This window comes from Mycobacterium sp. E3339, assembly GCF_001666915.1.
GTDB lineage: Bacteria > Actinomycetota > Actinomycetes > Mycobacteriales > Mycobacteriaceae > Mycobacterium.
Map to the genome: position 1 here is coordinate 1 of NZ_LZIZ01000029.1, position 12,187 is coordinate 12,187.

The window sequence follows — 12,187 nt, forward strand, 5'->3', positions numbered from 1 at the left end:
GCGCCCGAATAGGCGTCCGGTGTGCCGGGGGCGACGCTGCCCCAGCATTCCGGCCGGTCGATCGCCCCGCCCGCGCCCGGGCGGCCCATGTTGTCCCACGTCTGGCCGGCCTGCAGGTTCTGGTCGCTGGTGATGTTCTTCAGGGCGTCGGCGCCCGGCAGCAGCGTCGCCAGGGCGTCCGGCGCGACGGGGCCCGGGGCCGCCGCGGGCATCGTCGCGCTCGTGGGGGTGGAGGTCGGCGCCGCCGTCTGGGTGGGCGGTGCTGCGCCGAAGATTGCCCATGCGACCAGCCCGACCACGGCGACGGCGATGAAGGTGTAGGACAGCGCCAGTCCCGCCCGGGCGCGGTCCCGGCCGAGCTCGCCGGTGCGGCGGATCTGCGCCAGCCCGGCGTGTCCGAGGATCGCCCCCACGGGCGCGAACACGAACGCGAACACCAGCGACAGCGTCGCCAGCACGTTGACGGGCGGTCGGTGCGGCGGCGCGGGCGGGGCGATCGACCGGCCGGAATGCTGGGGCAGCGTCGCCCCCGGCACACCGGACGCCTATTCGGGCGCCGACGTCGCGGGATACCGCGCGACGGAGTTGCGCGACTCGCGCAGCTTCCTCAAGTCCACCCAGGTCATCCAGGCCGTGGTGGCCTTCCGCGACCCGCCGGCGGCGCAGGCGCAGCTGGCCGCGTTGCTGTCGGGGTGGCGCCGATGCGGCGGCTTGACCGTGACCCTGACTCCGCCCAACGGGGAGGCGCTGCCGTTCGCGGTCGGCGCGCCGGCCGATGCCCCCAACGGCATCACGACGCTGGACCTCGCACCCAGGGGACTGCAGATCCGCTCGGCGCGGGCGGTCGCGGCCAAGGCCAACGTCATCGTCGACGTGCTGGTCTCCTGCAGCGGCACCACCGACGGCGACCAACCGCGGGTGGCGGGCGTGGGCATCGCCAGCTACGTGCTGGGCAAGCTTCCTGGTTAGGGTTGGGCGCATGAAGTATCTCGACGTCGACGGCGTGGGACGTGTCAGCCGGATCGGCCTGGGCACCTGGCAATTCGGGTCTCGTGAGTGGGGCTACGGGGAGGGGTACGCGTCGGGCGCCGCCGGTGACATCGTGCGCCGCGCCCTCGCCATGGGGGTCACGCTGTTCGACACCGCCGAGGTGTACGGGCTGGGCAAGAGCGAGCGGATTCTGGGCGAGGCGCTGGGCGACGAGCGCGCCAACGTCGCGGTGGCCAGCAAGATCATGCCGGTCGCGCCCTTCCCGGCCGTGATCAAGCAGCGCGAACGGGCCAGCGCGCGGCGGTTGGGCCTGGACCGCATCCCGCTCTACCAGATCCATCAGTCCAACCCGGTGGTTCCCGACACGGTGATCATGCCGGGCATGCGCGACCTGCTCGAGAGCGGCAAGATCGGCGCGGCCGGCGTCTCCAACTACTCGCTGGCGCGCTGGCAGAAGGCCGACGCCGCGCTCGGGCGGCCCGTCGTCAGCAACCAGGTCCACTTTTCGCTGGCCCATGCCCGGGCGCTGGAGGATTTGGTGCCCTTCGCCGAACGGGAGAACCGCATCGTGATCGCCTACAGCCCGCTCGAGCAGGGGCTGCTGGGCGGCAAGTACGGCCTGGATAACCGCCCCGGCGGCATCAGGGCGCTGAACTCGCTGTTCGGCACCGAGAACCTGCGCCGCGTCGAACCGCTCCTGCAGACGCTGCGCGACGTCGCGACCACCGTCGGCGCCAAGCCCGCCCAGGTCGCGCTGGCCTGGCTGATCAGCCATCCGGGCGTGGTCGCCATTCCCGGCGCCTCCAGCGTCGAACAGCTGGAGTTCAACGTCGCCGCCGCCGACATCGACCTGCCCCCGGACGCCCGCGAGGCGCTCACCGGCGCGGCCCGTGCGTTCCGGCCGGTCTCGGCCGGGCGTTTCCTGACCGACCTGGTCCGCGAGAAGCTCGGGCGCTGAGGTTAAGGCGGCGACCCGCAGCGCCCGGCTTCGCCGCGCTCGCGATCGCCGCTAAGGCTACGGCGGCGACCCGCAGCGCCCGGCTTCGCCGCGCTCGCGATCGCCGCTGAGGCTACGGCGGCGACCCGCAGCGCCCGGCTTCGCCGCGCTCGCGATCGCCGCTGAGGCTAGGACTGCGCGGAATCTGCGAACGCGGCCGGACTGGCCGGCGCGCCCCGCGCCACGACCACCGGCATCGAGGTCGCGGCGTTCGTCCGCAGGATCGTGTGCACCACGTCGATGAGGTCCTCGACCGGCATCAGCTTGCCGGGCATGCAGCCGCGCGATGCCCACAGCGGCACGGCCTTCATCGCGAGGTCCATGTCCCAGTCGACGTTCATTCCGGTCTGCCCGTCGCCCTCGCCTCCCGCGCATTCCCCGACGATCAGGGTGGTGAAGCCGATGTCGGGGTGCTCGGCGCGCCACGCGTCGACCATTCGCTCGAGCGCCGCCTTGCTGACGCCGTACGCCCCGAGGCCCGGCCATGGCGGCCCGAACGTGCCCGCATCGGAGGACAGATAGACCGACTTGCCCGCGGAGGCCGTCAGGTGCGGCACCGCGGCAGCCGTCACCAGCGCCGCGCCGATGACGTTGGTGTCGAAGATGCGCCGCCAGGTGGCGGCGTCGGTCTCGACCATGCGCACCAAGGGCCCGACGGCGGGCGTGTAGACGACGTTGTCGATGCCGCCCAGCGCGTTCGCGGCGTTCTCGATCGCCGACCGGCACGAGGCCTCGTCGGTGACGTCGCATTCGACGGCGACCGCGCCCGGGCCCGCCTCCTGCGCGGCGGCCTCGATGCGCTCGCGGCGCCGCGCCAACAGCGCTACCTGATCGCCGCGCTGCGCCAGGCCGACACCGATGCAACGACCGAGCCCGCTCGAGGCGCCCACTACCACTGTCCTTGACATATTTGCCCTCTCTTGTAACGAGCTGCCGTCGGCAAGAACCTACCGGATATCACCCGGCGCATGTCGATGGCTGGGCTGGCTAATTCCGGACGACGGTGTTCCGGTCCCCCAGTTTTGCCCGGTACATGGCCTCATCCGCCCGGGCCGTGATCGTGTCAACCGAATCCCCGGGTAGGGCAAGGGTGGCGCCAATGCTCAGGGTGGCCGAGACCGTCGTGCCGGCGGCGTGGATGGGTTCGGCGGCCTGCCTGCGGATCTCTTCGGCGATCTGCGCGAGCTCGTCGGCGCTGCGGACACCGGGCAGCAGGACGAGGATTTCGTCGCCTCCGGTTCGTCCGACGGTGTCGCCGCGCCGAACGCTTCCTTCGATCCGCGCCGCCAGGGTCGCGAGCACCGAGTCGCCGACGCCGTGCCCCCAGGTGTCGTTGATCTCCTTGAAATGGTCGACGTCGCAAAACAACACGCCGACATAGGCCCCTACCGGTTGCGGTTCCTCGAGCGCGGCGGCGAGCCGGCCGAGGGCCTCGGCCCGGTTGGCCAGCCCGGTCAGGGTGTCGAACCGGGCGAGCCGCTCCAGGCGCTGCTCCGCCTTCACCTGATCGTCGACGACGCGCACCGCCGCGATCATGCCGTCGATGTTGCCGTCGGCGTCGACGTACGGTTTGCCGTGGCTCTCGACCCAGTGGTATTCACCGTCGGCAGAGCGGATCCGGAACCGTTGCACGACCGATTCGCCGGCGGCGACCCTGCCCACAGCGGCGGCGACCGTCTCGATGTCCTGCGGGTGGATGTGGCGGTTGAAACCTGGGCCGATCCACTCGTCCGGCGGCCGGCCCAGCGCGGCCTCCACGGACGGCGACACCCATACGACCTCGTCACCGCGGAGGAGCACGACGATGTCCACCGCGTTGTCGGCCAGGATGCGGTATCGCGCCTCGGCCTCGGCACGCTCGGTGCTGACCAACTCCTTCTCGATCAGCAGTTTCTGCTCGTTCTGAATGAACAAGAAAGTGATCACCCCGACGACGAGGGTGCCCAGCAGAATCGAGAAGGTCCACTCGGCGTGCGGTCCGACCCCGAGCCCCGAAAAGATCGGCCGCGATATCGCGACGACGACCGGAAGCGCGGCGAGCAGGCCGGCTAACCGAAGCAGCGACTTCCGGTCGGGGCGGGCGAGCAGCCAGGCGACCGGGAACCGATCCGGGCGCGCCAGCGCCGTCGCCGCGGCGACCAGCAACAGCGCCGACGCCGTCATCAGTGCCTGGCCGGTCGAAGACGAAGTGCCCACCAGCGCCAGCGCGTCGAAGAGGTAGGCACCGACGGTGACGAACGGAATGGCCCCGCCGGCGGCGGTGCACGCGGGCCGGACCACGCGGGTCCCACGATCCACTCGTATCAGGCCGGTGGCCGCCGCCAGGAACAGCGCCGACACGCCTGTCTGCGGGCTCGGCCGCCCCGGCCAGCTCCATCGTGACGCACGGACCGCGTCACCGAACCACACCTCGTCGAATCCGGACGATGGCCTGCCGATGGCGTACTCCGCAAGCACGATCGCGGCGAGGACGCCCACGACCAGTGCCAGTCCTCGCCCGGCCCACACGCGCCCCCGCGAGGGGCGCCCCGACTGGAGCAGGATCGCCGCGTCCAGCGCGACCAGCCACGCCCCGGTCCACGGCATCATCTCCGGCCAGGTCGGATGGATGCGGGTCAGTCGGTCAATACCCGTCGCCCAGCCCACCCAGGTCAGTGTCGCGATGGCGAACACCACCAGCAGGGCGATCCGCCGGCACCAGGCCACGTCGTTGAGGCACGCGTCGGGGCTCGGCCTCTCCATCGGCGGCCCCTTCCTCCCCCACGGCGCGCGCCCGTCAGTGTGCGCGGATCGATGACCCCGCCGGAGGGCAAAAGGTAATCAATCCGTGGGAGAAAGGTCCTCGATGGCGGGCGATCCGGGGCTCGTCAGCCGCCGTCGGCGGCCTGCAATACCACGGCGGTGTGCGCGTCCACGGTGAGCATGCCGCCGCCGGGCACCTCCTCCGCGGGCGTCTCCTCGTCGGGACCGGTGAAGACAACGAGTTGCCAGGACGCGCCGAATTCCTTTGGCGGCAAGGTGAATTCGATCGGCTCGTAGTGGGCATTGAAGCACAGCAGGAACGAGTCATCGAGGACCCGCTGCCCCCGGGCGTCCCGGTCCGGGATGCCGTGCCCATTGAGGAACACCGCGAGGGATTTCGCGAAACCCGCGCCCCAGTCTTCCTCGGTCATCTCCGCGCCCTCGGGGGTGAACCAGGCGATGTCCGGTAGCCCGTCCTGACCGCGGCGGCCCAGCGGCTTGCCGGAGAAGAACCGGCGCCTGCGGAATACCGGGTGGTGGGCGCGCAGCGCCGACACGGCCCGGGTGAACTCCAGCAGGCCGTTGTCCACTTTCGCCCAGTCGATCCAGGTGAGTTCGTTGTCCTGGCAGTAGCCGTTGTTGTTGCCGTTCTGGGTGCGGCCCAGCTCGTCGCCGTGGCAGATCATCGGCACGCCCTGCGACAGCAGCAGTGTGGTGAGGAAGTTGCGCTGCTGTCGGGCCCGCAGCGCGTTGACGTTCGGGTCCTCGGCCGGCCCCTCCGCACCGCAGTTCCACGACCGGTTGTGGCTCTCGCCGTCGTTATTGTCCTCGCCGTTGGCCTCGTTGTGTTTCTCGTTGTAGGACACCAGGTCCCGCAGCGTGAACCCGTCGTGCGCGATGACGAAGTTGATCGAGGCCACCGGCCGGCGCGCGGTGTGCTCGTAGAGGTCGGCCGACCCGGACAGGCGGTAGGCGAACTCGTCGAGGGTCGAGGGCTCGCCGCGCCAGAAGTCGCGCACCGCGTCGCGGTACTTGCCGTTCCACTCCGTCCACTGGGGCGGGAAGTTGCCGACCTGGTAACCGCCCGGCCCGACGTCCCACGGCTCGGCGATGAGCTTCACCTGGCTGACCGTCGGGTCCTGTTGCACGAGTTCGAAAAACGCCGCCAGCCGGTCCACGTCGTAGAACTCACGCGCCAGCGTCGCGGCCAGGTCGAACCGAAAGCCGTCGACGTGCATCTCGGTGACCCAGTAGCGCAGCGAATCCATGATCAGTTGCAGCGCGTGCGGATGCCCGACGTTGAGGCTGTTGCCGGTGCCGGTGTAGTCCATGTAGTAGCGCTTGTCGTCGTCGACCAGCCGGTAGTAGGCGGCGTTGTCGATGCCCCGCATCGACAGCGTCGGGCCCATGTGATTGCCCTCGGCCGTGTGGTTGTAGACGACGTCGAGGATGACCTCGATGCCGGCCTCGTGCAGCGCGCGCACCATCGCCTTGAACTCCTGCACCTGCCCGCCCGGCGAGGTGGCGCTGGAGTACTTGAAGTCGGGTGCGAAGAAGCCGATCGTGTTGTAGCCCCAGTAATTAGAGAGGCCCTTGTCCACCAGCGTGGAGTCGTTGGCGAAGTGGTGCACCGGCATCAGCTCGATGGCGGTGACGCCGAGGTCCTTGAGGTGCTCGATGATCACCGGGTGCGCCACCGCCGCATAGGTGCCGCGCAGTTGCTCGGGGATGTCCGGGTGGGTCTGCGTCAGCCCCTTGACGTGCGCCTCGTAGATGACCGTGTCGGCGTACTGGTGGTCCGGCGGACGGTCGTTGCCCCAGTCGAAGTACGGGTTGATCACCACCGACTTGGGCATGAAGGCGGCGGAGTCGTCGTCGTTGCGGCTGTCGGGGTCGCCGAAGTTGTAGCTGAAGAGGGCCTGGTTCCACTCGAAGGAGCCGTCGATGGCCTTCGAATACGGGTCGACCAGCAGCTTGTTCGGGTTGCACCGCAGCCCCTGCTGGGGGTCGTAGGGCCCGTAGACGCGGTAGCCGTAACGCTGACCGGGCTCGATGTTGGGGATGTAAGCGTGCCAGACGAATCCGTCGATCTCCGGCAGTGTGACGCGGCTCTCGGTGCCGTCGGCGTCGAACAGGCACAACTCCACCCGCTCGGCAACTTCGCTGAACACGGCGAAGTTGGTCCCCGCGCCGTCGTAGGTCGCGCCAAGGGGGTAGGCCCGGCCGGGCCACACCTCTCCGGTGGGCGTGGGGGCGGAGGCTGCTGCGGAAGTCATGGCGCAATCAATACCCTACCGGGGCCTCCCCCAAACGGTAGTTCGGAAGCCCTTGCAGCAAAACGGTTTTCAAGGTCGTAACATGACCTTCACCGCCCCGTCCTGCTTCTTCTGGAAGATCTCGTAGCCGTGCGGGGCCTGGTCCAGCGGCAGCACGTGGGAGGCGAAATCGTCGACGCCGAGCGGGTCGTCATCGGTCAGCAGCGGCATGATGTCGTCCACCCACCTCTTCACGTTCGCCTGACCCATCCGCAGGGTCACCTGCTTGTCGAAGAGCGTGAGCATCGGCAGCGGGTCGGCCATCCCGCCGTACACACCGATCAGCGATATCGTTCCGCCGCGGCGCACGATGTCGATGGCCGAGTACAGCGCGTGCAGCCGGTCCACGCCGGCGGTCTGCATGAACCGCTTGGCAACGAAATCCGGCAACATGCCGGTGGCCTGCTGGGCGAGCTTGGCCGCGGGCGAGCCGTGGGCTTCCATGCCCACCGCGTCGATGACGGAGTCGGAGCCCCGCCCGTCGGTCAGGTCCCGGATGGTGTCCCCCAGCGGGGCGTCGAGCCGTGACAGGTCGATGGTGTGGATGCCGCGCTGCGCCGCCCGCCCGAGGCGCTCGGCCACCAGGTCGACTGCGATCACGCGATAGCCGAGGTGATCCGCGATGCGCGCGGCCATGTCGCCGATCGGGCCCAGCCCGAGCACGGTGACGGTGCCGCCGTCCGGGATGTCGGCGTAGGCCACCGCCTGCCACGCCGTCGGCAGCACGTCGGACAGATAGACGAACCGCGAATCCGGCGGCCCCACAGGAACTTTGATGTGCGTGAACTGCGCCTGGGGCACCCGCAACAGTTCGGCTTGGCCGCCGGGGACTTCGCCGTACAGTTCCGAGTATCCGAACAGCGCGGCCCCCATGCCCTGCTCACGCACCTGGGTGGTCTCGCATTGGGTATAGAGCTGCTGGCCGCACATGTAGCAACTGCCACAGGAGATTTGGAAGGGGATGACGACCCGGTCGCCTATCCGCAGGTCGCCCGTCTCACCGCCGACCTCGCGCACGATCCCCATGGGTTCGTGCCCGAGGATGTCGCCGGGGTTCATGAACGCCCCGAGAATCTCGTAGAGATGCAAATCGGAGCCGCAGATGTTGGTCGACGTGACTTCGACGATGGCGTCGGTGGGCTTCTCGATCTTCGGGTCCGGCACCGACTCCACCCGGACGTCGCGCTTGCCGTGCCAGGTGACAGCCTTCATGTGCAAAGCACATACCCCGCCGGGGCGCGCCGAAACGCAGTCAGCGCCGGCGGCGCTTGATCGGGTGCTCGCTTTCGACCAGCCCGTGAGCGATGTCGATGAGCCGGGTGTTGGACTGTTGAGAGAGCCGGGTGAGCAATTCGAACGCTTCCACCGCGTCGAGGCCGAAGCGCTCCATGATGATTCCCTTGGCCTGACCGATGATGTCCCGCGACGCCAAGGCGCTGCGGAACTGGTCCTGCCGGCGCATCACCGACCACGCCAGCGCGACGTGCGTGGCGAAAACGGCGCCGAGGTCCACAGCGTCGTCACCGAACGCGTGCGGGGAGTCGGCGTAGAAGTTGAGCGCGGCCAGGCTGTCGTGGTTGACGAACAACTCGAAGGACAGGATGGACCGAATCGGGGTCTGCTCGAGCGCGTGCCGCCGATAGCGCGGCCAGCGTTCCTCGGCGGTGAGGTCGTCGACGTGCATCACATGGTGCCGCCAGGCCGCCTCCACGCACGGGCCCTCCCCGTACCGGTTCTGTATCGCGTCCAAGACGATTGGGTACTGATGCGTGGCGACGACGTTGTTGACCGCCCTGCTCTTCTCGGCCAGCGTGATCCCCGCGTACTGGGAGCCCGCCACGTGCTGGACGCCGTTGTGGATCAGTTCGCGCAGGCCGACATCGGTATCGGTTTCGTCGTGCTCCAAGCTGGCGACCAGTTTCGCCAGCTGGGCGACGATTACCTCGCTGTCCTGTTGCATGGCCTTACCCCTCCGGCCAATTCGGGCATGCGCAATTTCGAGGTCCCGACCTCGCTTGTCCCATCTTTCCGGCGACACGCTTACCTGTCTACCCCGGAAACGAAGTCTATGGGCCATAGAACGAAGCTCTAGGCCGGCCCAGGCGGCCCGGCACTACGTTCCGCCGACGACGCGCGTAAGTCGTTGATAACCAAGACTTTTCGCCGCAGCGGCCGTCGCCCGACGAAGCGGGACGGCGCTTGGTCCCCCGATTCCTCCTACACTCGGCTTGGTGACCTCAATCGTGATCGTTGGCAGCGGCTTCACCGGATTCACCTGCGCGCACCGCCTGGCCCGCATTCTGCGCCGGCGGCGCGCGCAGGCCGACATCACGATCGTCTCGCCCGTGGACTACATGCTGTACACCCCGTTGCTGCCCGACGTCGCCGGCGGGGTCGCCGATGCCCGCTTCGTCGCGATCCCGCTGGCCAACACCCTCAAGGGGGTGCGCGCCGTGCGCGGCCGGGTGGACGGGGTGGACTTCGCCCAGCGCACGCTCAAGTACTGCGATCCCGAAGAACGCAGCCACACCATGTCCTGGGACCGGCTGGTGCTCACGCCGGGCTCGGTGACCAAACTATTCGACGTGCCCGGTCTGGCGACCTGCGCGCGCGGCTTGAAGACCACCGCCGAGGCGCTCTACCTTCGCGACCATTTCGTGGAGCAGCTGGAGTTGGCCAACATCGAGGACGACCCGGCGGTGGCCGCGGCCCGGCGCACCGTCGTCGTGGTCGGGGCCTCCTATTCGGGCACCGAACTGGTGACCCAGCTGCGCGCGCTGGCCGACGCGGCCGCCAAACAGATGCGCTTCGATCCCGCCACGGTCCGGTTCGTGCTGCTCGATCTGGCGGAGCAGGTGATGCCCGAGGTCGGCAAGAAACTGGGCGATGCCGCGCAGAAGGTGCTCCGCCGGCGCGGCATCGACGTCCGCCTCGGCATCACGCTGAAGGAAGCGCACGCCGATCACGTTGTGCTCAGCGATGATTCGCGCATCGACACCCGCACGGTCGCCTGGGTCACCGGCGTCACGGGCGCGCCGCTGATCCAGGATCTGGGACTACCGACCGAGCGGGGCCGGCTCAAGGTGCAGGCCGACTTGCAGGTGCCGGACCACCCGGACGTGTTCGCCGCCGGCGACGCGGCCGCGGTTCCCGACCTGACCCAACCGGGGAAGATCACCCCGCCGACCGCCCAGCACGCCACCCGGCAGGGCAAGGTGCTGGCCCGCAACGTGGCGGCCAGCCTGGGTCACGGCACTCCCAAGCAATACAAGCACCGCAACCTGGGCCTGGTGGTCGACCTGGGACCGTGGCATGCGGTGGCCAACCCGCTGAACATCCACCTGTCGGGGCTGCCGGCGAAATTCGTGACCCGGGCCTACCACCTGTACGCGATCCCGCGGGGCGTCAACCGGTGGGCGGTGTCGCTGGCCTACCTGACCGACCTGCTGTTCAACCGGTCGGTGGTTTCCATCGGCCTGGCCTCCGAGGAGGACTCGCAGTTCGCGGCCAGCGAGGGCATCCCGATGCCGAAGACGGGCTGAGGGCGGCTCAGCCCTCGGCCGACTTCTGGGCCATAGCGTAGCCGAGCTGCAGAAAGTCGGCACCGGCCAGCGCGGTGAAGACGCCGGCGATCAAGCGGGTCAACCGCGGGGCGAAGACCAGGCCGATGGCGAAGCCGGTCGCCACCCACATGTCCAGGCAGAACGGGCAGGTCAACAGCTCCCCCAGGCTGTGCCGCAGCTGGCTCTCGTCCCTGACCTCCTCCTTGACCTCCGCCGGGCCGCCCGTCCCCGCGTAGCGGGTGAACGGCGCCCGCAAGGGGCTGGTCACCGCGTCTTTGGTCACGGTCCGCGAGAGCTTGTGGGTGCCCAGCGTCACCAAGACGAGGTCCTGGATGCGCCAGCGCGGCGGCAGCGTGCGCCCGGTGAGCAGCGCGGCAGCGGTCGCGGCGGCCACCACGACGCCGTAGATCATCAGTACCGCCAGGTAGCCGCCGAGCGGCTGGGGCGCCTCTCCGCGGTACGCGTCGGCCTCGCGCCGCGCTCCGTCGACCACCTGGGCCTTGGCCTCCGCCACCTCTGCCATCGCATCTCCTTCAACTCAAAGGCACAGCAGGGGGTGTACCCGATGTCGGTCGGCGCAATCCGAGGCCGCCGTCAGGCGTCGTTGGCGCCGGCCTCCGCGAGCTTCGCGGTTTTGGCGGCCCTGCGCAGCGTGCGGTTGGTGGACCGCAGGTCGATGTTGGCGGCCGAGAGCGTCGCGTTGTGATCCTCGAGATCGAGGATGCGGGCCACGCCGGCCAGGTTGACGCCGGCGTCGACCAGCTCGCTGATGCGCTTGAGCCGGGCCAGGTCGTCGTTGCTGTAACGCCGGGTTCCGCCGTTGCTGCGCGCCGGCGTGAGCAGTCCATAACGCTCGTACAGGCGCAGCGACTGCACCGGGATGCCCGAAAGCTCGGCGGCCACCGAGATGCCGTACACGCCGTGATCGGGCGCCGGGGCGCCGGAATCGCCGCGTTGGTCGGTCATCACCCGCTCCCCCTCGAAACGAACTGCCTTAGAAAATCTGTTTATCACACTTGCAGGCATAGTGTCGACGGTGCTATATAAAATCTATGTCATTGGACATAGGTAAGAACCGGACCACAGCCTAGATTGGAGTGAGAGGTGACCACCATGCTGATGCGTAGCGACCCCTTCCGCGACCTCGACCGTTTTGCCCACCAGGTGTTCGGTACGGCCGCCCGGCCGGCGGTGATGCCGATGGACGCTTGGCGCCAGGGCGAGGAATTCGTCGTCGAGTTCGACCTGCCCGGCATCGATGCCGAATCGCTCGACATCGACATCGAGCGCAACGTGGTGACCGTGCGCGCGGAGCGCCCGGCCCTTGACCCGAACCGCGAGATGCTGGCCACCGAGCGCCCGCGCGGGGTGTTCAGCCGGCAACTGGTGCTCGGCGACAACCTCGATACCGACAAGATCGAGGCGTCCTACCGCGAAGGCGTTCTGCGCCTGCGCATTCCGGTGGCCGAACGGGCCAAGCCGCGCAAGATCACCGTCGGCCGCGACGCGCACTCGGCCATCGACGAGAAAGCCTCGCAGCGCGAGGTCATCAACGCCTGATCGGCCGCGGGGGGCGGCGG

General features: G+C 69.0%; 11 protein-coding genes and 1 pseudogene. 4 read left to right on the forward strand and 8 right to left on the reverse strand.

Annotated features, from left to right (window positions below; genetic code table 11):
- Positions 1-458: DUF4190 domain-containing protein (locus tag A5702_RS26585; RefSeq protein WP_197506480.1), on the reverse strand; the 458-nt coding region annotated here is incomplete at its 3' end.
- Positions 459-489: 31 nt separating this feature from the next.
- Between A5702_RS26585 and A5702_RS02045 the strand changes: the two are divergent.
- Both A5702_RS02045 and A5702_RS02050 read left to right on the forward strand, forming a co-directional pair.
- Positions 490-969: pseudogene (locus A5702_RS02045) on the forward strand (sensor domain-containing protein); the annotation flags it as partial.
- A gap of 10 nt (positions 970-979) precedes the next feature.
- Positions 980-1,948 (forward strand): aldo/keto reductase, encoded by a 969-nt coding sequence (locus A5702_RS02050; RefSeq protein WP_067817415.1) that lies wholly within the window; start codon positions 980-982, stop codon positions 1,946-1,948.
- Between the two features lie 167 nt (positions 1,949-2,115).
- On the opposite strand, the gene A5702_RS02055 is transcribed toward A5702_RS02050, so the two are convergent.
- The 5 genes from A5702_RS02055 to A5702_RS02075 form a co-directional block, all read right to left on the reverse strand.
- Positions 2,116-2,883 (reverse strand): SDR family oxidoreductase, encoded by a 768-nt coding sequence (locus tag A5702_RS02055; protein ID WP_082460019.1) that lies wholly within the window; start codon positions 2,881-2,883, stop codon positions 2,116-2,118.
- Positions 2,884-2,974: 91 nt separating this feature from the next.
- On the reverse strand, positions 2,975-4,729 hold the full coding sequence (locus tag A5702_RS02060; RefSeq protein ID WP_068217826.1) for a sensor domain-containing diguanylate cyclase: 1,755 nt from the start codon (positions 4,727-4,729) through the stop codon (positions 2,975-2,977).
- Positions 4,730-4,854: 125 nt separating this feature from the next.
- Positions 4,855-7,005, reverse strand: a complete 2,151-nt coding sequence (gene glgX / locus A5702_RS02065; RefSeq protein ID WP_068217828.1) for a glycogen debranching protein GlgX — start codon at positions 7,003-7,005, stop codon at positions 4,855-4,857.
- 69 nt (positions 7,006-7,074) lie between these two features.
- Entirely contained in the window at positions 7,075-8,256 is a 1,182-nt protein-coding gene (locus A5702_RS02070) for a zinc-dependent alcohol dehydrogenase (RefSeq protein ID WP_068217831.1), read from the reverse strand.
- 40 nt (positions 8,257-8,296) lie between these two features.
- Entirely contained in the window at positions 8,297-9,004 is a 708-nt protein-coding gene (locus tag A5702_RS02075; protein WP_068217834.1) for a GAF and ANTAR domain-containing protein, read from the reverse strand.
- 271 nt (positions 9,005-9,275) lie between these two features.
- Between A5702_RS02075 and A5702_RS02080 the strand changes: the two genes are divergently transcribed.
- Positions 9,276-10,586: an NAD(P)/FAD-dependent oxidoreductase gene (locus A5702_RS02080; RefSeq protein ID WP_068217854.1), complete on the forward strand. Its 1,311-nt coding sequence runs from the start codon at positions 9,276-9,278 to the stop codon at positions 10,584-10,586.
- A 7-nt stretch (positions 10,587-10,593) separates the two neighbouring features.
- On the opposite strand, the gene A5702_RS02085 is transcribed toward A5702_RS02080, so the two are convergent.
- On the reverse strand, positions 10,594-11,130 hold the full coding sequence (locus A5702_RS02085; RefSeq protein ID WP_055402111.1) for a DUF1360 domain-containing protein: 537 nt from the start codon (positions 11,128-11,130) through the stop codon (positions 10,594-10,596).
- A 71-nt stretch (positions 11,131-11,201) separates the two neighbouring features.
- Positions 11,202-11,573 (reverse strand): helix-turn-helix transcriptional regulator, encoded by a 372-nt coding sequence (locus A5702_RS02090; protein WP_068217837.1) that lies wholly within the window; start codon positions 11,571-11,573, stop codon positions 11,202-11,204.
- 147 nt (positions 11,574-11,720) lie between these two features.
- Between A5702_RS02090 and A5702_RS02095 the strand changes: the two genes are divergently transcribed.
- Complete coding sequence (locus A5702_RS02095) at positions 11,721-12,167, forward strand: Hsp20/alpha crystallin family protein (protein WP_068217857.1); 447 nt, start codon at positions 11,721-11,723, stop codon at positions 12,165-12,167.
- Positions 12,168-12,187: the final 20 nt, after the last annotated feature.